Genomic DNA, 21002 nt, shown 5'->3' with positions numbered 1-21002 from the left:
AGAAGATGTATATGAAAAGGAAATATTTTATAGTACTTGCCATACTGGCCCTTGCTGGGTTAGTATTAGTAACTGGCTCCTGTGTAAAGGAAGATTTTGATACACCTCCCCTTTACAGCAAGGTTGCCACCTGGGAAAAGAGTATTACCATTGCTCAGCTAAAGACACTTTACAATACAGCACCAGCGCTAATTAAAGATGTTGCCCCTACCGAGTATTGGGATACGATTATAGTTCAACCCAAAGACACCATTATTGGAATATTTGTTGATGCCTATGTGCTCTCGAGCGATTCGGCTGGTAACTTTTATGAAACCGTAACCATAGCCGATGAAACAGGAGGTATTGACCTAAAGATAAACACAAGTGACATTTACGCTACCTACGGACTAAAACCCGGTAAAAGAGTGCTTGTAAAAGTTGACAATCTGGCTATTGACAACTATGAGGGTATGTACCAAATAGGTTTAGGCTATACCGATGGTGGTGTACTTAAGGTTACGGGTATCGACCCCTCGGTAGTTGCCAAAACCATTCAGGTAACCGGCGAAAAAATCAGCTTAAATCCAGAAACAATCACCATCCCAACCTTAAGCACTGATAAGGTGCAAAAACTTGTTAAACTTGAGGGTGTTCAATTCTGGAACCCTGCTGCAACCTATAGTATTCCAGGAGTGAATACAAACCGCATACTTGTTGACCAGAACGGGAACCAAATCATTTTACGAAACAGTGGTTACGCAAAATTTTCCAAGGATCAAGTTCCAACCGGTAGCGGTTCCATTACAGGTGTTCTAAGCATATATGGGAGCACCTACCAGCTCCTTATTCGCGATACACTTGATGTTAAGTTTGATCAGCCCCGGTTTGGTTCAGAGGCACCAGCTAAAAACACTACCATAGAACAGCTTAAGCTTTTCTACGACGGCTCTGCGCTATACCAAATACCATACGATTTAGTCATTGAAGGAGTTGTTACAGCAAACGATGAGTCCGGTAACCTTGACAAACAGCTCTTTATTGAAGATGAAACGGCTGCCATTGAGTTTAAGGTTGATGTTACCGGTCTTTATGCCGATTTCCCTGTGGGGACTAAAATCAGGGTAAAATGTAAGGACCTTTACATGGGTACCTACGGAGGTGTTATACAGCTTGGTGGCAATTATGGTGGCCAAATAGGAAGGCTTGCCGCAAGCGATTTTTACAAAAACGTTTTTGTAATTAGTAGCGGTAATGATGTTAGCGTAACCGAAACTTCAATTGGTCAGCTAAGCAACAATTTAATTGGCAAAGTTGTTACCCTGTCAGGAGTTCAGTTTGCCGATTACGAGCTGGGTAAAACTTACGCTGAGAGCTCTTCAACCACAAATAGAATACTTGAAGAGGTGGCTACCGGCAAAACCATTATTGTTAGAACAAGTAACTATGCAGATTTTGCTGGTGTTGAGTTACCAAAAGGCCGTGGCAAAATCACAGCCATCCTTACAAAGTATAACAGCGATTTTCAGCTTACCATCCGTAAAGTTGGCGAGGTTCGCTTAATTGAACCCAGACTAAACAAAAATTTCATTTTGAATGAGGATTTCACACTGGCTACGGTAAATAGCCCAATCAGCATTAACGGTTGGCAAACCATAGCTGTAGCCGGAACAAAGGTTTGGAATGCCAAACAGTATAGCGGGAATGTATATGCCGAAATGAATCCCTACCAATCAGGCGAACCCGATAATACGGCATGGCTTATTTCTCCCAAGTTTACTGTTTCAGGTGATGTTGACACCTACTTTAAGTTTGATAGCCAGTATAACTATTGGGGAAATGCTACCCTTGAGGTTTACATATCGAACGATTATGATGGAAGCAGCCCTCAAACCGCTACATGGACCAAGCTAAACGATGCCTACATAGTTAAGCAGGCTGATGGGACAAATCGTTGGGTATCGTCAGGTATCCTCAATATAAAGAACTTTGCAGGTGATGCCTATGTGGGCTTTAAATATACAGGTAGCACTTCCATGTCAACCGCATTTAGAATTGACAATGTGATGATTTACACCCTGCAATAAACAGCAATAAACATTGATACATTTAGAAAAGGCTGGGTAACCCAGCCTTTTCAATTTTATCTCCATTATGCCCTAAAAAACAGGACCGGCAAAGGCCTTAACATCGTTTCCGGTTATTTGCTTATCGCAAAGTATAATCAAACGCTCAATAACGTTTCGCAACTCTCGAATATTACCAGTCCATTTGAGCTTCTGAAGCTCTTCAATGGCATCGGGGCTAATAACCTTGGGGGGAATACCATACTCGGCACAAATCTGCTCGTTGAAGTGCTGGGCAAGAAGAGGGATATCCTCAAGCCGGTCGCAAAGGGGCGGTACGTTGATAATTATAACGCTAAGGCGATGGTATAAATCCTCACGAAAGTTCCCCTTTTCAATTTCCTGGGTAAGGTTTTTATTGGTTGCAGCAATTACACGCACATTTACAGTGATATCCTTATCGCTACCAACCCGGCTAATCTTATTCTCTTGTAAAGCCCTAAGCACTTTTGCCTGAGCGCTAAGGCTCATGTCGCCAATTTCATCGAGGAATAGGGTACCGCCATCGGCCTGTTCAAACTTACCCTTCCGCTGCTTTATGGCCGAGGTGAATGCACCTTTCTCATGGCCGAAAAGCTCGCTCTCAATCAATTCCGAGGGGATTGCAGCACAGTTAACTTCCACAAACGGCATGGCTGCCCGGTTGCTCTTCTCGTGTAACCAACGGGCTACCAGTTCCTTACCAGTCCCATTGGGGCCTGTTATTAGAACACGGGCCTCGGTGGGTGCCACGCGGTCAATCATCTCCTTAACCTTTACTATTGCGGGCGATTGCCCTACAATATCGTAAGCCTTGGAAACCTTTCGCTTAAGCGTTTTGGTTTCCTGTATCAGAACGGTTTTATCGGTAGCATTCCGAATAGTGATTAGTAACCGGTTAAGATCAAGTGGTTTTTCAATGAAATCAAAGGCTCCTTTTTTGATTGCATCAACAGCCGTGTCGATATTACCGTGTCCGGAAATCATTACCACGGGTACATCGGGCTGACGCTCCTGTAACTTCTCAAGCACCTCTATTCCATCCATCTGCGGCATTTTGATATCGCAAAGCACCAGCTCATAGGCACCATTATCAAACATCTCAAGTCCGGCATGGCCGTCCTCAGCAACATCAACATTATGCCCTTCAACCTCCAGGATATCTTTCAGTGTATTACGAATAGCCTTTTCGTCGTCAATTACCAATATTTTGGACATAACCAGTATTTTGGTGTAAAGATAAGAAAAATAGTTAGATGTTACCAGCTAACAGTTCCAGCCCCAAAACCCTAAAAACCTCTCGTTTCAATCCTATAATTCGTAATTTCAGGACGGGTCAAGTTGAAACCTTTATCCTTTATCCTTTATCCTTTATCCTTTAATCTTTAACCTTATTACTTAGTTCCACCCAAAATCCTTCCTTCAGGGCGTAATCGGTCTGGAACATTCTTTTGATGTCAAGCTTTTGTACCAGCAAGTTTACAAATATCGATGCTGGAACAATCAAATCGACCCTTATGGGGTCAAGCCCTGGCAGTGCAAGCCTTTGGGCGTGTGTTGACGTAACAAAAAAGCGATGTAGCTTCAAGTATTCATCAACAGGTATTTCGGCCGAAAACTTTGATGTGTCATGAATAATTCCTTTGTGCACTAGTATTTTTCTGAAGGAATCGAACGCGCCTGAACTACCAGCCATAACCCTGGGATTTAGGTTTGCTGCCGCCAGTAACAATGGTTCAACTGTTTGAAGCATGTAGCTTTCAATGGCTTCAAGCTCATGGGGAGTAATGGGATCGGAAATTGGGAAACCCTCGGCAATTCGGGTAACGCCAAGGTTAAAGCTTTGCAACCAGAATATTTGTTCCGAGTTGGCTAAAATGGTCTCGTTGCTGCCGCCTCCAATATCAACCACAACTGCTGGACTTTTACCTAAACCTATAGCTGCATTTACCCCCTTCCATATCAGCTCAGCCTCCCGATTACCATCAATAACCTCAACATCGATGTTGAACCTTTGCTTAACCTCATCTACAAACTCTTGCCTATTCGACGCATCGCGCACAGCCGACGTGGCAAAAGCGAAGCAACGGTTAGCGCCTAAACGTTTTGCAGTAATTAGGTGTGTGTTTATAGCTTTAAAAGCCCTTTGCATGGCTTCGGGTGTAAGACTACCGCTCCTAAAACCTCCCTCGCCAAGCTTTACAGGCAACTTGCTCTCATGAAGAATTTTTCCAGAGGTTTGAGCCACCAATAAGTTAAAGGTATTGGTGCCCATATCGATAATAGCTACAATCATCCTTTATAGTCCCACTCCCTATAGAATTGCTCTAAAAAAGTTTCCATAAACCTATGCCTCTCCTCGGCCAAGGCTTTAGCCGTAGCGGTGTTCATCCTATCCTTCAGGAGTAAAAGCTTTTCGTAGAAATGATTAATGGTGTGTCCTTTGGCCGTTTTATACTCCTCAAAGGTTGAATGGAACTGAGGTTTCACATTGGGAAGGTACAAGGGACGGTGCTTTGAACCCCCAAAGGCGAAAGCCCGGGCAATGCCAATTGCGCCAATGGCATCGAGCCTATCGGCATCCTGAACAACCATGGCCTCCAGGCTGCTAGGTGCAGTATCGATCCCAGCCCCTTTGTACGAAACTTGCTCCACTATCTCCAAAATCCTATCAACCTGATGATTGTTGTACCCAACAGCTAAGAGCATTCGGGTGGCATTGGGATATCCATTGGCCCCCGAAAGTTTCCAGTCGTCGGTATCGTGAACAAGCGCTGCTGGCTCAACCAGGGCAAGGTTTGCCCCCTCAGCCTTGGCAATATGCAAAGCCAACTGAGTTACCCTTTGAACATGCCACCAGTCGTGCCCGGTAGTATCGTGCTCAAAAAAATCCTTAACCAGCCTGTAAAGCTCGGCTATATCTGTCTGATTCATTAATATTAGTTGAAATATAAACGATGATGAAATTAACGAAAATAACAGTCTATATGTATAAATTAGTGTTAAACTCAATTGTTTAACATCTGTTAATTAATAAAAAAGCGCGTCTTAAACGCGCTCAAAAAATTCATCCTAATACTTTATTGTTTCATGAAGTTCGAGCGTGTCTCTTCCTGAAAACTCCTTTATTAACACATTTCTATTAAAAACTGAAACATGAACACTGTCCCCAATTACTATTAAATCTAATTTCCAATCATCATTATATTCATTGTATATTGTAAAACCATTTGGAACTATGACTGTATCTCTCCAAATACCTTTATTGTCTAAATAACTAACTTTATAAGTTTGCTGATTACCTGTAATTACTACAGGAAAAGTATAATTACCTTTATAGCATGATGTTAGTGCAACAGTTAACACTGGACCTAACAAAAAACGTTTCATGTTTTTCTGATTTTAAGTTATACACAAAAGTAAAAAATTTCTACTGATTTAACGCATGTGGTGCGGCAAAGAAATAAATTCAATCTGATAACTACAGTCCTACAAAAAATTTAAGAGTATAGCATCAGATATGAATAGTAAATGGTGGGGTTGAATTTTCTTATAGTATTTCTTTGCCTCTGGTGAAACAAAACCATTTAATGCCTATAGGTTAAACTATTTTATAGAAATAGATAATAGATTACATTAATATTCCTCGTGGAAGATAAAGGTTCAATGTTGTTAAGTTTTGAATATTTGTCATGCTGAGCCCTGTCAAAGCATCGCTTTACCTTAAACCCTTTTATTCTGATTGTTTTTTTGGAAATCGCTCTTTTCAGTTTTTTTCTGTTGCGATGCAACGTATTCCCCATGCTCTTTGGAAAAAGTACTGCGTGCATCGCTATACATTTAAGGATAATCTTGGTGTTACAAATATTACGCCCCTACGGGGCTGGAAACGTTGTTCGTTGTTCATGGAATTGACCTCACCCCCGCCCCTCTCCTGACAGGAGAGGGGAGCGCTGTTAAAGTCTCCCCTTTCAGAGGAGATTTTGAGTGGTCATCTAGGTTGAATGTGGGAAACAACCTCACCCAACCATTTTCCCTAAGAGGGAATGGAGCGGAAGAAGCAGGCAATGGCATAAAAGCCTGACCCGACAATGGGTCGTGGGTGGAACGTTGTGGTGGGTTATGTAAGCGATACCACATGAGTCACGCCGAAGGCGTGGCGAATTGTATCGCGTGGCAGTTCCACCCACGGGGTACCCATCGGGTCGGGCTTTTCAGCCTTGATTTTCTTTGGTTCTTTCTTGTATCAAGACAAGAAAGAACGTGTAAATCGCGCTTTGCATTGCCTTTCTGTTGCGATGCAACGTTTCACCCTTGCTCTTTGGAAAAAGTACTGCGTGCATCGCTATACATTTAAGGATAATCTTGGTGTTACAAATATTACGCCCCTACGGGGCTGGAAACGTTGTTCGTTGTTCATGGAATTGACCTCACCCCCGCCCCTCTCCTGACAGGAGAGGGGAGCGCTGTTAAAGTCTCCCCTTTCAGGGGAGATTTAGAGGGGTCATCTAGGTTGCCCCTCTCCTGACAGGAGAGGGGAGCGCTGTTAAAGTCTCCCCTTTCAGGGGAGATTTAGAGGGGTCATCTAGGTTGAATGTGGGAAACGACCTCACCCCAGCCCTTTTCCCTAGAGGGAATGGAGCGGATGAAGAAGGCAATGGCATAAAAGCCTGACCCGACAATGGGTCGTGGGTGGAACGTTGTGGTGGGCTTAGTAAGCGATACCACATGAGGCACGCCACAGGCGTGGCGAATTGTATCGCGCAGCAGTTCCACCCACGGGGCACCCATCGGGTCGGGCTTTTCAGCCTTGATTTTCTTTGGTTCTTTCTTGTATCAAGACAAGAAAGAACGTGTAAATCGCGCTTTGCATTGCCTTTCTGTTGCGATGCAACGTTTCACCCTTGCTCTTTGGAAAAAGTATTGCGTGCATCGCTATACATGTGGGAGTGGCAATGGGATTACAAATGTTACGCCCCTACGGGGCTGGAAGCGTTGTTCGTTGTTCTTGAAACCATTGTCATGTTGAGCGCAAGCGAAACATCTCAATGGGTCGATTAGAGATCCTTCGCTGCTCTCAGGATGACAAGAAGAGTTGACGGTTGATAGTGAGTAAAAGCATTTCACGAAACACTAAAATCCAAACTCCAAACACCCCAATACACTGTACACTGCACACTGTACACTATTCAATAGATCCTTCGCTAACGCTCAGGATGACAATGAAAGTGTCCTAAATCATTTTAATAAATCTGTTCAAAGAACTAGGGGGTTAAACCACTTTTTAATTGTTTACTGGATTAGTCGTAAAGAAATGCATCCCCATTAGGATCTTCCTCAAAATCGGTAGAACGACAGCGCGGGCAGCGGGGTGACGCATTAAACCTAAACTGTCCGCCACACTTGCATTTGCCCACAAATTCCTCAATTGCAGCCTCATAGCTATCCTTCGGCAGTGGCTCACCCGGAAAAAGTTCCTTGATTAAACTATCGTAGTGTGCGGTAGCAAGGCTATATGGCTGATTCAAACCTTTAAGGTACCTTAAGTGTAATTCGCCTAACTGCTCAAAGTTTACAGACTTATGTTTTCCGCATGTATCGCAGCGGAGCATGTGAAAAGTAAATCCACCGCCATCCATTATTTTAAAACGTTGGCCGCAATTTTTACAAATACCATAATACTGTATCCCCATAGCTTTTAAAATTTTGTTTTGATGACAAATATGAAATGGTGAAACGACAAATTCTGTCGGTATTAAAATTACTGGAAATTTTTGCCATTTGACTACTCCCACCCTTCAAGTCCATCGAAAAGAGTTGGGCCGGATTGAATGTTTTTGCGCTTGTTGCTCTTTTTTCTGTAGTTAAGGAAGAAAAATCGCTGGGCATCAAAAGTTGAAATTGCCTTTCTTACCCTGTTTACCGTTTCCCTGCTCACCTCAACATTGGCCACCCCTTTTATTTGAGTGATTTCAAAACATCGCTTAGCGGAGTTCTTTTCTACCTGGACAGTTGCCTTTTCATCGCCGCTGACATGCAGGAAAAACGAACGTTTTGCCATTAATTCCCGCGTATATGAGGCCACACAGTTCCGCATTTTTTTGCCTTCGGCAGCAAGAGCCTCAGGCGAATCAATCAGATTAATCCCCTTGGGCAGGGTTAAGCTATCAGTATAAAGTGGTTTTGGTTTTTTGCTTAAGCTTGACAAGGACTTTAGGTTTATTGCATAATCGTGGAAACCGGCCAACAACTCGCGGGTTGAGTCGTAACTATTATTGAACCTGATTGGGCTAACATCACCTGAACTTTGAGTATTTTCCTTGGATAGCAATTCGAGCATTTCGCTCAGCTTTTGATGTGCAATGCAGCAATCAGCCTTTACCTTGCAGTAGTAGGCCAAGTTGATGTAACGGAAATACTGAAAATTACGGGCATACTGCATAGTTAGCTTTTCAATACGCTCAAGTGTAGTTTGAGCATTTTGAGCAACCATGAGGAGCAGTAAAGCCACGTTTATCTTGTCCCACGAGTCGAAAAAGGGTTGCGATAACACATTCCTGTAAAGCATCCGTGGCGAAACCTTTGCTGACAATTCATCGCTAACTATTAATTGTGCGAGTGCCAAAGGATTGGTAACTCTTCGTTCAATAATTGGCTTAAGCAGCAAAGCATTTGCGAAAAGAATAGGGTAAGGAAACGCTTTTACTAGCCAATCTATCCCAAGCGGATTACAGAATGTGTCCAAATGTTCGGTAGAACTGAGGAAACTAAAATTCGAAGGAATTGAGAGCACTGTGCCTGTGGTATTGCTTACCTCAACCACAAACTTTTCAGGCGTATTTCCGTTTTGCTTGTTCCAAAAAATCCATCGGGTAAGGTGTTGCTCCTTTACTTTACCGTAGCTTAAAGTTGATTTCCCCAGCATAAACTAATGATATGATAAATTATCACCCCCTGCCTCCCAACCTAAAATTAGGAACTAAACCCTGCGAAACCAAGGTTTGAACTATCAAATTTTAAACATGTTAATAATTTAACTATATTGCTGTCTGTCTTTTTCTTATACATAACATAGACCTGATATCCGAAAGTGAAATGTACCCAGAAATCAGAATATCAAAACCACATGTTGCATCTTTCCTGCTAATAGCTTATCGACAAAGGATGATTGAAATAATGATTACATTAAAAGTTGCGTGTTTTAATTTTTTGCATATTACACTGTGCAAATAAATAATAAAATGCACAGTATATAGTGAAAATAATTAACTTTACCTAAAAAAATGGAGCAACTTAACATCATTTACCACGAGTTAACAGATAAGGTAAACACTGGGTTTACAAGGTATTTGCTTCCAAAAATCAACTGGAATGCCAGACTTATAGCCATTACAGGGCCAAGAGGAGTTGGAAAAACTACACTAATGCTACAAAAAATTAAGATTGAAAACAAAATAGATGAAAGTCTTTACGTTTCGCTCGATAATATTTATTTTTCAAACCATACATTGTTCGAATTGGCTGGTTACTTTTATAGGTATGGCGGCCGCCATTTGTTTATTGATGAGGTACATAAGTATGAAACCTGGTCACAAGAAATAAAAAATATTTACGATAGTTTTCCCGATTTGCAAATTGTGTTTAGCGGTAGTTCTATTCTCGATGTTTATAAAGGTTTTGGTGATTTAAGCAGGCGTGTTGTCCCCTATCATTTAAATGGATTATCATTTCGCGAATATTTGATATTCGAAACAGGGCAAGACACGGAAGTATATAGCCTTGACCAAATACTTTCTCAAAAAGTGAAAATAAAACTCGAAAATCCTTTGATTCACTTCAAAAAGTACTTAAATCATGGGTATTACCCGTTTTACAAGGACAACGATTTTATGATTCGATTAACAGGAACTGTAAATGCTGTTTTAGAGGTAGATATTCCAAAATATTTAGACTTGAAGGTTTCAACCATCGATAAACTAAAACATTTGTTGCAAATAATTTCCGAAAGTGTTCCTTTTAAACCAAATTACTCTAAAATTGCTGATTTAATAGGGGTATCCAGAAATTCATTACCCGATTATCTTGCTTATCTAGAAAAAGCAGGCTTAATTCTTGAGTTAACCAACGAAACCAAAGGTATTAGAAGGCTAGGAAAAGTAAACAAGGTTTACCTGAACAATCCGAACTTAGCCTACATGCTAAGTGGTGAACATGCCAATATTGGCAATATCAGAGAAACATTTTTCTTCAATCAACTTAAATTAAATCACAAAGTATTTTCTTCTGAAACAGTAGATTTTAAGGTAGAAGGTAATGAATTTGAAATAGGTGGCAAGAGCAAAGGCAATAAACAGATTTCCAAACTTTCCAATGCCTATATAGTAAAAGACGACATTGAGTATGGTTTTGGAAATACCATCCCGCTTTGGCATTTTGGTTTGTTGTATTAGTAATAGCTACTTTACCCCAAACCCCATTTCTAAACACTAACTATTTCCCCTTTGCTGAACTGACTCTTTCCCCTTTGTATTCAAAATCGGCTAATGGTAAAATGTTTACTACCTTTGTTGCCAATAAGCAAAGCTATGACTCGACGTATTCAACCCTTTGCCGTTTACAGCGATGGTAGGGGGAATATATTTGAAAACCCCAAACTATTTGCGGCGGGACGCTCGGGAAACCATGTTTATCCCCTGTACCTCGACGAAATGATACCCCTGCCCTATGGCAGCGAACTCTTTGAGCTTCCCGGTCGTAAGGTTTTAGGCTATTCCCGAAAGGGTGAGCTGGTTGAAAGCAATCAGGGGATTGCCTGCGCTGCCTTTATTGCACCGGCCCACACCCAGCTCTCCATAGCTGCATGGGCTAACACACCCAATGCTCCTGTTCTGCCGTTGTATGCCTACACGGCTATTGGCTGGTACAACGGACAGTTCTACGTTCCAGCCTTGCGAATCGACCCCGATACCCGACAGGATTGCGAAAACTTCAACCAGAAAATTATTATAAAACGAGGCAAAGAGCTAAAATTGCGGTTCCCAAACAATAGGCTAATCCTCCACCTGGTGGATAACTGCGCCTTTACCTACCTTTGCCCTGCTGCCCGAAACTACGTGATGAATAGGTGGGAGGCCCCGTTACCTACCTCGCCCACCTGTAACGCTCGCTGCGTGGGATGCATTTCCAAACAGGACGAGAGTGAATCGCCGGTGCACGAGTCGCAGCACAGGCTTACCTTTGTGCCTACTGTCGATGAAATTGTTGGAGTAGCCGTTCCGCACCTCGAAACAGCACCTAACCCGGTGGTTAGTTTTGGCCAGGGGTGCGAGGGTGAACCCCTGATGCAGTTGGAGTTGCTACGCGATGCCATTAAGGCTATAAGAGCAAAAACCTCAAAGGGTATAATTAACCTGAATACCAATGGTAGTAGGCCAAAGGCGGTTGAGGAGCTTTTTAGGGCTGGACTCAACAGCATCAGGGTAAGCATGAACTCAGCGCAGGAAAAATGGTATAACCTATACATCCGTCCGGTAAACTTCACACAAGCCGATGCCATTGAGTCGCTCAGAATTGCCCGACGGTTTAATGCATGGTCGTCAATCAACTACTTTGTAATGCCCGGCATTACCGATACGGCCGAAGAGCTGAATGCGCTGAAGGTGATTATTGACTCTGCGCGTATCAACATGATACAGTGGCGCAACTTCAACATTGACCCCGATTGGCTTTTTAGCCGAATAGAATTTGACGGTCAGGGTGAGCCCCTGGGGATAAAACAAATAATGGAACAAATACGTAAACTATATCCCTGGGTTTACTTTGGTTACTTTAACCCGCCATCAAACATTATTGAGAAGTATCAGTTTAAATAGATATAGAGCAATGGAAACATACATCTGTAAAACTTGCAATTTAAAGTTTGATGCTAACGGAAGCAAAACGGAATGGATTGATGCCGCATTTGGCCCATGCAGCAAGATGGTAGCCAAGTGTCCAGAATGTGGGAACGAGTGCGATGAATACCGTGCTCCCAAGCAGGGTTCAGTTGATAACCACCATCATGTTTCACACACCCCAGCATGCGGTTCCTGCTGCGGGGGATGTGGACTATAACCAATAAGCTAAAATGATATGGTTGAGATTAAAGTCCTTGGAATAGGCTGCCCAAACTGCCACAAGCTGGAGGCTATGTGCCACGAGGTGGTAAACGAGCTGGGTATTGAGGCGCGCATTGAGAGCGTAACAGACATGAATCAATTTATGGATTACGGGGTGCTGCTAACCCCTGCCCTGGTTATAAATAACGAGGTCAAGGTTCAGGGGAAACTACCCCTTAAGCCCACTCTTGTAAACTGGATTAAGCAAGGGGACAAATAGCATGAATGCCTGCATTTGCAGGCATTCAGTGTAAGTTCTACCAAGTATTCACATCGTAATCGGGCACCTTGCGAACTCGCTTGGCTACCTCCTGGCCTTTCTCGTTGATGCCAATTACAAACTCAACCATATCGCCCTCAATGAGTTCCTCAAACTCACCATCTTCAACATCCTGGTAGTGGAAGAAAAGGTTGTTGGGCGGATACTGAATGAAACCGTAGCCATTGTTCACACTTAAAATGCGTGCGCGCTTGGCTTCCTCATCGGTAATGATTTCTTTAGTCGCCTGTCGGGGCTGGCTGTAGTCCTGAACCGCAAAGAGGTTCTCAACCACCTTATCCTTACGCTTTAACCCATCGTTAATGAGTTCGTGCATGGGTAGGGGGTAAGTAACCTCACGAAGCAACTCCTGCGAGGTGCGCGTGGTTACCTCGCGGCCTTGGTCGTCGGTGTAATCAAAATCCCACGCTAAAACCATAACCTTAGTTCCCAACGAGTTGATTTTGCGGATAAGCGGAACGTAGTCGCCATCGGAGGTGATAAGCACCAGAACGTTAAAGCGCTTGTAGAGCGTTTGCTCAAAGGCTTCAAGGGCAAGCCAAACATCAATTCCTTTATCCTCGCGGCGTCCACCACGCGGGCGAATGGGAAGGTAGTGGGTAATAACCCCTTCGGACATCAGGATATCATCGAATACCCTGTCGTTGTAGAGCTGATTTCCACGCTGGCTTGCCTCCTGGGCGCTGATGCGGCCACGGAAAAAATGTGCCTCAATCAGCTGGCAGAAATTAGGGTCTACACCCTCCTCGTTGGCAACCATATGCCGAATAAACTCATGTAAACCGGCAATATTCAACCTCTTTTTCCGCTGATGGAAGTAGTTGTAGTAGTTGCTTACATGCAGGAAGTAGTTCCCGTCGTAGAACACGCCAATGCGTATCAAATCCTTTCTCTGGTTTTTTAGAGCCATGTTTAATAGATTTTGGATTGTTAATTAACTTAATTAGCTGCTAGTCTCTTTGAGTGCAAAGAGGCTGCAAATATAATTCTTTAGCAATCACACAAAAAAAATATATCTAAATAATGCGATATCTTAATGCAAACGTTTACAGGTCGATAATTCCATTTTTAATGGCATACTTAACCAAATCGACAGTAGTGGTTAACTCCAACTTTTGCATGATATGATTTTTATGGGACTCCACGGTTCTAACGCTGATAAAAAGTTTATCGGCAATAAGCTGATTTGAGTATCCCTGTGCAACCATTCGAAGTATCTCCATTTCGCGAGGTGTTAGCTTTTTATCCTCGTATTCCTCAACCCTTTCGGGGTTTTTGATTTGCCTGAGGTAACTTTTAAGGATGATTCCCGATACCTCTTTGCTAAAATACTCGCTCCCGCCATAAACCTGTTCAATTGCCTCAACCAGCTCCTCGCGCGAGATGCTTTTATGCAGGTACCCCTTTGCGCCATTGCGGAGCGAGTTGAAAATGTACTCCTGTTCGGTATGCATGGAAAGGATTATTACCTTGGTTCCAGGGTACTTGGTGGTAACAACCTTTGCCATCTCAATCCCCGACATTTCCGGCAGCGATATATCAACCAGTAAAATATCGGGTTTTGCAACCTCAATCTGGCTAAGCATGGTTTTAGCGCAATCCGATTCTGCCACAACCTCAATGTTTGGCAAGTTAGTCAGCAGCGATCGGATGCCATCGCGAACCAGCTGGTGGTCTTCAACCAGTGCAACTCTTATCTTATCCATTTACCGTTTGATTTTGTGGCTTTAATGGAAATTGGGCAACTATTTTAGTGCCCTTCCCCTGTGAGGAGATAATATTGATACTTCCGTTCAGCAGGATTGCCCTCTCCTTCATATTGTATAAACCATTACCGGTATCGGTGGGCGTGGAAGTGTTAAACCCTACGCCGTTATCCTCAATAATCAGGTGTAGGTTGCTAAAGTCGGCGTAAACAGTAATGTTGGCTCTACTTGCCCCGGAATGCTTTATTACATTGGTAAGGGCTTCCTGAACTATCCTGTAAACATAGGTTTTAAGGAGTTGGTCAATAGGTTCCGGCAAAACACCAACGGTAAGACCAACACTAATTCCCGAATTGCTTTCCACCTCGTTGCACAGATTCCGAAGCACCACCGCTAAGCTAAACTCCTTAAGGGCGGCAGGCATTAAGTTATTGGAAATGCGTCGCACTTCCTCAATTGTATGATTGAACATTTGCTTTACCTGTGCAAGGGTAGCATTCAGTTCGCCATCTATATCGTGGGGTATGCTTTCGAGCTTAAGCTTTATGGCCACAAGGTTCTGTCCCAACCCATCGTGTAGCTCACGCGATAGCCTCTGGCGCTCTTTTTCCTGACCATCAATTACCGATTTCACCTGGCGCATACGTTGCAGCTGCAGCTCACGCTCCATAAACTTACGGTGGGTAATATCGCGCACCACAACCGATTCAGCTACTTGACCCCTGAACTTAATGGATTTTACCTGAACCTCAACATAAAGCATATTACCATTGCTTTGCCGCAACAAACCTTCCACTGTAGGCTGACGCCCTTCCCTAGCCTCATTAAGCAAATCCTCATCAATCTTAATGATATCGAAAAGGCGAAGCCTGTATAGGGTGCTCTCGGGGTATCCGGTCATCTCAGGGAATGCAGGGTTGAAGAAAATAGGGACTCCGTCGTGGTGTATCACAATGGCATCAACCGATGCCCTATAGAACTGATTTAGCCTATCGTTTACCTCAAGCTGGTTCGATTTAAGCTCATTGAGCTGAAACCTGATGCGGTAAGCCATTGGCTTTAGAATTGGAATGAACTCACCCTTAGTGTTTTCTATCTCATGGTTTTCGGTTATACTCTTTTCAACCAGTAACAGCTCATTTTCAAGACCTGTTGCCTGCTGCATTACCTGCAATAACATTAATGCCGAAATAATCAATGTAATTATTACCAGTGCAATAAAAGTCCTAACCAGTATTCTGCCAATGTTTGGTTTGAGTTGGTTATCCAGAACCTCCTGATACCCTGAGACAGAAACTGGTTTACTTAACTCAACCCACTGGCTGGCATTTTGGTTTACCCTGATATTGTTACCAAGCGCAAGCTTAAGTTCGGCGCCAATCAACACCGCTAAATCGGGATTAACCCTTTCAACAAGCAGAGCAATCAGGTTGTTCCCATTACTCGCAAGCTTTAAAAGGGTGTAATCGTTGAATAATTTCAAATCCTTCAGCTGTGTTTCGTTTTGGTTGAAGTGAACTGTTAAATTTCCAGCATCGTCCAGTGAGTATAAAGCTTCTTCGTTTTCGGTTTTTACAATAACCTGCTGCAAGTCATTTCCATCAGTAAGTAAATGTTTTATTGAATTCCGAAATTGAGAATCGTTAAATGTGCTATTCTGATTCAGCTTAACCTGCGATAGCTTAATGCCTATCCCTTCAAGCCTCTGGGCAATAGCATTTACGGTTACCCTTTTAAATTCCTTTGCCCTGTTCAACTCGCTTGCAAACCAAAGAAGTAAAGCTGTAAATGTTAAAACAAATAGGAAAAGGTAATGGCGTTGGAATGAGTATTTTAAAAGATTTTTGAATAAAATATTTTTATAGTTCATGGTTTAGGCATATAATTTTGGCATTGTAATTTACGGAAACATTGAAATAATTCAATACCTTCAGCTGAAAAATTTTTAGTTGCACGGCATGGTTATAAGCATAAGGTTTAGGGTGATTGATTTTGACGACGATGGCTACCATTGGCTGGTTGAGTGCTCAGTAAACAATGCAGATTACTGGTTGGTGGTCGATACCGGAGCTACCCGAACAGTAATTGACCAATCAGTATTAGGTGAAATTGAAGTTAAAAGTCACCCTCAGGGTTTGGTTATTGGGTTTGGGTCACAAACCAACAGTATCGATACAGCAACCCTAAGCTCTGTTTGGATTGGTGGAATTGAGTTCACTAACCTTGAAGTGGCTGTTGCCGACCTAAGTAACCTCATTGAGCTCTACTCCCAAATGGCTAACGTTAAGCTGGCAGGAATTCTGGGGTGCGATTTTTTGATGCGCAATGCCACAAGCATAAACATTCACAGGAAACGCATTTACCTGAAACCTGTTAAAGGTGAAAATGAGTAACAGCTAAAGGCTGTTTGTATGTTAAAAAAAATTATATTTGCCCGATATTTTTGAAAACTGGCAAATTATCAACTTTTTAATACTTTAGAACGATGCAGAATAAAGGTGCGATCCGATTTATTGCCATTGCATTAGCGCTGGTGTGCTTGTACCAGCTTTCGTTTACTTATGTAACCTGGCGGGTTGAAAGCAAAGCCCGCGAATATGCAACGGTTAACAACATTTTTGATTCCAAGAAGTACGAGCATTACCTCGACTCCATGTCGCAGGAACAGGTGTACAATTTCCTTTTCGTACGAAAGTATAACTACAAGGAGTGTAAGGAAAGGGAAATAAACCTTGGCCTCGACCTGAAAGGCGGTATGAACGTTATGCTCGAGGTGTCAGTTACCGATTTGGTTAGAGCCTTGTCCAACAACAGTCAGGACAGCGCTTTTGTAAAAGCGCTAAACCTGGCAACCCAGATGCCCGGTAGCGAGCACTTTATCGACAAGTTTGGCAAAGCCTTTAAGCAGGTGGCTCCAAATGCTCGGTTGGCTTCAATTTTCAATACCCCTGAACTACGGGGTCGTATTAACTTCGATTCTTCGGACGAGGATGTACTTAAGGTGCTGAAGCAGGAAGCCGAAAATGCTATTGATAACTCCTTCAACATTCTTCGTAACCGTATCGACAAGTTTGGTGTTGCACAACCCAATATTCAACGCCTCGAGAATTCAGGACTCATTCTAATTGAATTACCCGGTATTAAGGAACCTGAGCGTGTTCGTAAACTTCTACAGGGAACTGCAAGCCTTGAGTTTTGGGAAACCTACGAGTACAGCGAGTTGTTCAACAACTTTATGGCTGCCAACAGTACCCTTGCCGAAATCAACAAGGCAAGTCAGCCAACTGTTACCGAAACCGCTAAAAAAGATGAAACCACTGAGCAGAAGGATGAACTGCTAAGCAAACTTAAGGAAACCGAAAAGACCGATACCTTAAAGGCCGCAGCCGACATGGCTAAGGATTACCCCTTATTCAGCATTCTGCAGCCTAACCTATACAACAATCAACCCGCACCTGGCCCTGTGGTTGGCTATGCCCACTTTAAGGACACTGCCCAGGTAAATGAAATTCTCCGAATGCCTAAGATTAGGGCATTATTCCCTCCCGATGTAAAATTCCGTTGGGGAGTTAAATCGCCCAAGTGGGACAAGAATAAGGTATTCTATGAGCTTATTGCTCTTAAAGTAACCACCCGCGATGGCAAAGCACCCCTCGATGGTGGAGCCATTACCGATGCCCGCGAAGCTTTTGGCGATCGAAAGGGCGAAGCCGAGGTTGACATGGAAATGAATGCCGAGGGAGCACGTATTTGGGCACGCATGACCGGCGAAAACGTTGGTCGTTGCATTGCCATTGTGCTCGACGATTACGTTTACTCATTCCCCCGTGTTCAAACCGAAATCAAGGGTGGACGTTCACAAATTACTGGCGATTTCACCATAAACGAGGCTAAGGACCTTGCCAACGTGCTAAAGTCGGGTAAACTTCCTGCTCCTGCTCATATTGTTCAGGAACAATTGGTTGGTCCATCGCTAGGAAAAGAGGCGATTAACTCAGGGTTACGCTCATTTATTGTTTCATTTATCATTGTACTGATTTTCATGGTTGTTTACTACAGCCGTAGCGCTGGTTTAGTAGCCGACTTTGCCCTTGTAACCAACCTGTTCTTCATCATGGGCGTTATGGCATCGTTTGGTGCTACCCTAACCCTACCCGGTATTGCAGGTATTGTGCTTACACTTGGTATGGCTGTTGACGCCAACGTACTTATTTTTGAGCGTATCCGTGAGGAACTCCGCGGTGGTAAAGGTTTAAGCCTTGCCGTTAAGGACGGTTACCGCAATGCCCTCTCCGCTATTATCGACGGTAACGTTACCACATTGCTAACCGGTGTTATCCTGTACCTGTTTGGTTCAGGACCTATCCGTGGTTTTGCTACTACCCTGATGATTGGTATTATCACCTCAATGTTCTGCGGTATATTCATTACAAGGCTATTCCTGCTTTGGATGGAAAAACGCAACATTCCAATGATTTTCTCTACTAAACTTTCGGAAAATGCTTTCCAAAAAGTTAACATCGATTTCATTGGGCTACGTAAAAAGGCTTATGTCTTCTCCGGCACTTTGATTGCCATTGCAATTATTTCGTTGGCCGTTCGTGGTTTGAACCCGGGTATCGATTTCGCAGGTGGACGTTCATACATTGTTCGCTTCCAGAATACCGTTTCAACCCAGGAGGTAAGTAAATCGCTTAAAACATACCTTGGCGAAGCCCCCGAAGTAAAAACCATTGGTGCATCGAACCAGGTAAAAATTACCACCAAGTACAAAGTAGCCGATAACGACCCCAATGTAGATAACGAGGTTGATTCATTGATTTACCTCGGTGTTAAACCGTTTATGGCCGATGGTGCTAACTTTAGCGACTTCCAGCACGATTACAAGCAAAGCTCCATTAAAATTGGGCCTACCATTGCCCACGATATCAAACGCGATGCTTACATTGCCGTATTCTTTGCGCTTGTCGTAATATTCCTTTACATCCTTATCAGGTTCAGGTATTGGAGCTATAGCGCTGGTGGTGTGGCTGCACTCTTCCACGACTCGCTAATCACCATTGGATTGTTCTCAATCCTTTACTACAGGGTGCCTTTCAACATGGAGATTGACCAATCGTTTATTGCAGCTATCCTAACCATTATTGGTTACTCCATTAACGATACGGTTATTATTTTCGACCGTATCCGTGAGTACATGGGTCTGCACCCCAAACGCACCAGAAAGGAGAATATGAATAGCGCTATTAACGATACGCTGAGCCGTACATTCTCTACTTCATTCTCCACGCTCATTGTACTTATCCCAATGTTCTTCTTTGGCGGTGAAGTTATTCGTGGTTTTGTTTTTGCTCTTATAGTTGGTATTCTAATTGGTACCTACTCCTCAATTTTTGTAGCAGCACCAATTGCTTATGAACTAGAGAAACGTAGAGAGAAAAAGAAAAACAAGTAATCTATATTGATATTTAAAAAAGGCGACCCTAACGGTCGCCTTTTTCTTTTACTAATCTCCCCTAAAAATATTTCCGCCTCACCTTTTTTTATTTGCCCAATTGAATTTGTTAATTCATGGTATTTTTGGCTTTGGTGTTCATTTTAACATTCCTCAAACATCAACATATTCCGTCTATTCCGCCTCATTCCTTCATAAAATCACCCATGTCTATTCCGACTCATTCCTCAAAATTCATAGTACTTGGATTAAATTCCTCGAAGAGGAGTGATATTCAATGTTGTTTAGTTAATGTTATTTGTCATGCTGAACCCAGTCGAAGCATCTATATCCTCCTTTATTTCTTTTTAATGTGATTCCTCGACTAGCTCGGAATGACAATCCCCCTTTTTTCCTTACTCCCATTGTCATGCTGAGCTAGCCGAAGCATCACTTTGAACCTCCAACTCTTTATTAATGCAATTCCTCAACCAACAAGGAGCGACATAAGCAGTGGCATAAAAGCCTGACCCGGCAATGGGTCGGGAGTGGAACGTGGCGGTGGGCTTAGCAAGCGATACCATATGGGTCTTGCCACAGGCGTGGCGAATAGTATCGCGTGGCAGTTCCACCCGCGGGGTACCCATCGGGTCGGGCTTTTCAGCCTTGATTTTCTTTGGTTCTTTCTTGTATCAAGACAAGAAAGAACGTGTAAATGGCTCTTTGCAATGCATTACCGTTGCGATGCAACGTTTCACCCTTGCTCTTTGGAAAAGGTGTTGCGTGCATCGCAAAATAATTTTAACACCTCAATACCCTGGGTTAAAACCCAGGGCTAATGTGATTTGCCCTTTCAGGGCGATTTGTGTGCGTCTAAAGACGTGTGCTAGCTAGTGAGTTCTTAAATCTTAAATCGAGATCCCTCGACTACGCTCGGGATGACAATGGAGTTGTAAATGTTACGCCCCTACGGGGCGGGAAAGGTTGTTTGTTGTTCGTGGAATTGACCTCACCCCCGCCCCTCTCCTGACAGGAGAGGGGAGAAGCATTTAGGAGACCTTATTGGAGGGCTAAAGTCTCCCCTCTCAGGGGAGATTTAGAGGGGTCATCTAGGTTGTTCGTGAGAAACCGCTTTATCCCAGACCTTATCCCTGAGAGAGAATGAAGCGGAAGAAGCAGGCAGTGGCATAAAAGCCTGACCCGGAAATGGGTCGGGGGTGGAACGTGGCGGTGGGCTTAGTAAGCGATACCAAATGAGTCACGCCGCAGGCGTGGCGAATAGTATCGCGTGGCAGTTCCACCCACGGGGCACCCATCGGGTCGGGCTTTTCAGCCTTGATT

19 protein-coding genes are annotated in these 21002 nt (G+C 43.3%); 7 read left to right on the top strand and 12 right to left on the bottom strand.

Annotated elements, in window-relative coordinates; all coding sequences use genetic code 11:
- Positions 1-11: 11 nt before the first annotated feature.
- On the top strand, positions 12-2066 hold the full coding sequence (locus AB6811_RS08000; protein ID WP_369489930.1) for a DUF5689 domain-containing protein: 2055 nt from the start codon (positions 12-14) through the stop codon (positions 2064-2066).
- A gap of 72 nt (positions 2067-2138) precedes the next feature.
- Here AB6811_RS08000 and AB6811_RS07995 read toward each other — a convergent pair whose 3' ends face one another.
- From AB6811_RS07995 to AB6811_RS07965, 7 genes are all read right to left on the bottom strand, one after another.
- A complete protein-coding gene (locus AB6811_RS07995) occupies positions 2139-3302 on the bottom strand; it encodes a sigma-54-dependent transcriptional regulator (protein WP_369489929.1) in 1164 nt (387 codons plus the stop codon).
- 160 nt (positions 3303-3462) lie between these two features.
- The gene (locus AB6811_RS07990) at positions 3463-4380 is read right to left on the bottom strand and encodes a Ppx/GppA phosphatase family protein (RefSeq protein WP_369489928.1); all 918 of its coding nucleotides are present in this window, start codon (positions 4378-4380) and stop codon (positions 3463-3465) included.
- Positions 4377-5018, bottom strand: coding sequence for an HD domain-containing protein (locus AB6811_RS07985; protein WP_369489927.1), 642 nt, complete (start codon positions 5016-5018; stop codon positions 4377-4379). The genes AB6811_RS07990 and AB6811_RS07985 overlap by 4 nt, the downstream gene beginning before the upstream one ends.
- 138 nt (positions 5019-5156) lie before the next feature.
- Positions 5157-5474 carry a hypothetical protein gene (locus AB6811_RS07980; RefSeq protein ID WP_369489926.1) on the bottom strand — a complete coding sequence of 106 codons (318 nt, stop codon included), beginning with the start codon at positions 5472-5474 and terminating at the stop codon, positions 5157-5159.
- Between the two features lie 1191 nt (positions 5475-6665).
- The gene (locus AB6811_RS07975; protein ID WP_369489925.1) at positions 6666-6875 is read right to left on the bottom strand and encodes a hypothetical protein; all 210 of its coding nucleotides are present in this window, start codon (positions 6873-6875) and stop codon (positions 6666-6668) included.
- A gap of 509 nt (positions 6876-7384) precedes the next feature.
- Positions 7385-7777: a hypothetical protein gene (locus tag AB6811_RS07970; protein WP_369489924.1), complete on the bottom strand. Its 393-nt coding sequence runs from the start codon at positions 7775-7777 to the stop codon at positions 7385-7387.
- 92 nt (positions 7778-7869) lie between these two features.
- Positions 7870-9009, bottom strand: coding sequence for a PcfJ domain-containing protein (locus AB6811_RS07965; RefSeq protein WP_369489923.1), 1140 nt, complete (start codon positions 9007-9009; stop codon positions 7870-7872).
- A 358-nt stretch (positions 9010-9367) separates the two neighbouring features.
- On the opposite strand from AB6811_RS07965, the gene AB6811_RS07960 reads away from it, so the two are divergent.
- The 4 genes from AB6811_RS07960 to AB6811_RS07945 all read left to right on the top strand — a co-directional run bounded on the left by AB6811_RS07960 (position 9368) and on the right by AB6811_RS07945 (position 12461).
- On the top strand, positions 9368-10534 hold the full coding sequence (locus AB6811_RS07960) for an ATP-binding protein (RefSeq protein WP_369489922.1): 1167 nt from the start codon (positions 9368-9370) through the stop codon (positions 10532-10534).
- Positions 10535-10669: 135 nt separating this feature from the next.
- Positions 10670-11956 (top strand): radical SAM family protein, encoded by a 1287-nt coding sequence (locus tag AB6811_RS07955; protein ID WP_369489921.1) that lies wholly within the window; start codon positions 10670-10672, stop codon positions 11954-11956.
- Between the two features lie 10 nt (positions 11957-11966).
- Positions 11967-12197, top strand: coding sequence for a hypothetical protein (locus AB6811_RS07950; protein ID WP_369489920.1), 231 nt, complete (start codon positions 11967-11969; stop codon positions 12195-12197).
- A gap of 18 nt (positions 12198-12215) precedes the next feature.
- On the top strand, positions 12216-12461 hold the full coding sequence (locus AB6811_RS07945; RefSeq protein ID WP_369489919.1) for a thioredoxin family protein: 246 nt from the start codon (positions 12216-12218) through the stop codon (positions 12459-12461).
- Positions 12462-12498: 37 nt separating this feature from the next.
- Here AB6811_RS07945 and AB6811_RS07940 read toward each other — a convergent pair whose 3' ends face one another.
- The 3 genes from AB6811_RS07940 to AB6811_RS07930 form a co-directional block, all read right to left on the bottom strand.
- Positions 12499-13431 carry an NYN domain-containing protein gene (locus AB6811_RS07940; protein ID WP_369489918.1) on the bottom strand — a complete coding sequence of 311 codons (933 nt, stop codon included), beginning with the start codon at positions 13429-13431 and terminating at the stop codon, positions 12499-12501.
- A 136-nt stretch (positions 13432-13567) separates the two neighbouring features.
- Positions 13568-14227 carry a response regulator gene (locus AB6811_RS07935; RefSeq protein ID WP_369489917.1) on the bottom strand — a complete coding sequence of 220 codons (660 nt, stop codon included), beginning with the start codon at positions 14225-14227 and terminating at the stop codon, positions 13568-13570.
- Entirely contained in the window at positions 14220-16097 is a 1878-nt protein-coding gene (locus AB6811_RS07930; RefSeq protein ID WP_369489916.1) for a PAS domain-containing sensor histidine kinase, read from the bottom strand. Before AB6811_RS07930 ends, AB6811_RS07935 begins: the two co-directional genes overlap by 8 nt.
- An 88-nt stretch (positions 16098-16185) precedes the next feature.
- On the opposite strand from AB6811_RS07930, the gene AB6811_RS07925 reads away from it, so the two are divergent.
- Together AB6811_RS07925 and secDF are read left to right on the top strand one after the other, a co-directional pair.
- Positions 16186-16620 carry an aspartyl protease family protein gene (locus AB6811_RS07925; RefSeq protein ID WP_369489915.1) on the top strand — a complete coding sequence of 145 codons (435 nt, stop codon included), beginning with the start codon at positions 16186-16188 and terminating at the stop codon, positions 16618-16620.
- A 92-nt stretch (positions 16621-16712) separates the two neighbouring features.
- Positions 16713-19682 carry a protein translocase subunit SecDF gene (gene secDF, locus AB6811_RS07920; protein WP_369489914.1) on the top strand — a complete coding sequence of 990 codons (2970 nt, stop codon included), beginning with the start codon at positions 16713-16715 and terminating at the stop codon, positions 19680-19682.
- 407 nt (positions 19683-20089) lie between these two features.
- On the opposite strand, the gene AB6811_RS07915 is transcribed toward secDF, so the two are convergent.
- Together AB6811_RS07915 and AB6811_RS07910 are read right to left on the bottom strand one after the other, a co-directional pair.
- Positions 20090-20308 carry a hypothetical protein gene (locus tag AB6811_RS07915; protein WP_369489913.1) on the bottom strand — a complete coding sequence of 73 codons (219 nt, stop codon included), beginning with the start codon at positions 20306-20308 and terminating at the stop codon, positions 20090-20092.
- Positions 20309-20806: 498 nt separating this feature from the next.
- A complete protein-coding gene (locus tag AB6811_RS07910) occupies positions 20807-20977 on the bottom strand; it encodes a hypothetical protein (protein ID WP_369489912.1) in 171 nt (56 codons plus the stop codon).
- Positions 20978-21002: the final 25 nt, after the last annotated feature.

The sequence above is a fragment of the Tenuifilum sp. 4138str genome (assembly GCF_041102575.1).
GTDB classification, from domain to species: Bacteria; Bacteroidota; Bacteroidia; order Bacteroidales; family Tenuifilaceae; genus Tenuifilum; species Tenuifilum osseticum.
This window is presented reverse-complemented; position numbering and strand designations above follow the sequence as displayed.

What these genes read in the sequence shown, in the direction of transcription:
- AB6811_RS07990 (WP_369489928.1), bottom strand. Translation starts at nt 4,380, where the DNA reads ATGATTGTAGCTATTATCGATATGGGCACCAATACCTTTAACTTATTG.
- AB6811_RS07935 (WP_369489917.1), bottom strand. Translation starts at nt 14,227, where the DNA reads ATGGATAAGATAAGAGTTGCACTGGTTGAAGACCACCAGCTGGTTCGC.
- AB6811_RS07955 (WP_369489921.1), top strand. Translation starts at nt 10,670, where the DNA reads ATGACTCGACGTATTCAACCCTTTGCCGTTTACAGCGATGGTAGGGGG.
- AB6811_RS07950 (WP_369489920.1), top strand. Translation starts at nt 11,967, where the DNA reads ATGGAAACATACATCTGTAAAACTTGCAATTTAAAGTTTGATGCTAAC.
- AB6811_RS07980 (WP_369489926.1), bottom strand. Translation starts at nt 5,474, where the DNA reads ATGAAACGTTTTTTGTTAGGTCCAGTGTTAACTGTTGCACTAACATCA.
- AB6811_RS07965 (WP_369489923.1), bottom strand. Translation starts at nt 9,009, where the DNA reads ATGCTGGGGAAATCAACTTTAAGCTACGGTAAAGTAAAGGAGCAACAC.
- AB6811_RS07970 (WP_369489924.1), bottom strand. Translation starts at nt 7,777, where the DNA reads ATGGGGATACAGTATTATGGTATTTGTAAAAATTGCGGCCAACGTTTT.
- AB6811_RS07910 (WP_369489912.1), bottom strand. Translation starts at nt 20,977, where the DNA reads ATGGGTGCCCCGTGGGTGGAACTGCCACGCGATACTATTCGCCACGCC.
- AB6811_RS07925 (WP_369489915.1), top strand. Translation starts at nt 16,186, where the DNA reads ATGGTTATAAGCATAAGGTTTAGGGTGATTGATTTTGACGACGATGGC.
- AB6811_RS07975 (WP_369489925.1), bottom strand. Translation starts at nt 6,875, where the DNA reads ATGGGTGCCCCGTGGGTGGAACTGCTGCGCGATACAATTCGCCACGCC.
- AB6811_RS07960 (WP_369489922.1), top strand. Translation starts at nt 9,368, where the DNA reads ATGGAGCAACTTAACATCATTTACCACGAGTTAACAGATAAGGTAAAC.
- AB6811_RS07915 (WP_369489913.1), bottom strand. Translation starts at nt 20,308, where the DNA reads ATGGGTACCCCGCGGGTGGAACTGCCACGCGATACTATTCGCCACGCC.
- AB6811_RS07930 (WP_369489916.1), bottom strand. Translation starts at nt 16,097, where the DNA reads ATGAACTATAAAAATATTTTATTCAAAAATCTTTTAAAATACTCATTC.
- AB6811_RS08000 (WP_369489930.1), top strand. Translation starts at nt 12, where the DNA reads ATGAAAAGGAAATATTTTATAGTACTTGCCATACTGGCCCTTGCTGGG.
- AB6811_RS07995 (WP_369489929.1), bottom strand. Translation starts at nt 3,302, where the DNA reads ATGTCCAAAATATTGGTAATTGACGACGAAAAGGCTATTCGTAATACA.
- AB6811_RS07945 (WP_369489919.1), top strand. Translation starts at nt 12,216, where the DNA reads ATGGTTGAGATTAAAGTCCTTGGAATAGGCTGCCCAAACTGCCACAAG.
- AB6811_RS07940 (WP_369489918.1), bottom strand. Translation starts at nt 13,431, where the DNA reads ATGGCTCTAAAAAACCAGAGAAAGGATTTGATACGCATTGGCGTGTTC.
- secDF (WP_369489914.1), top strand. Translation starts at nt 16,713, where the DNA reads ATGCAGAATAAAGGTGCGATCCGATTTATTGCCATTGCATTAGCGCTG.
- AB6811_RS07985 (WP_369489927.1), bottom strand. Translation starts at nt 5,018, where the DNA reads ATGAATCAGACAGATATAGCCGAGCTTTACAGGCTGGTTAAGGATTTT.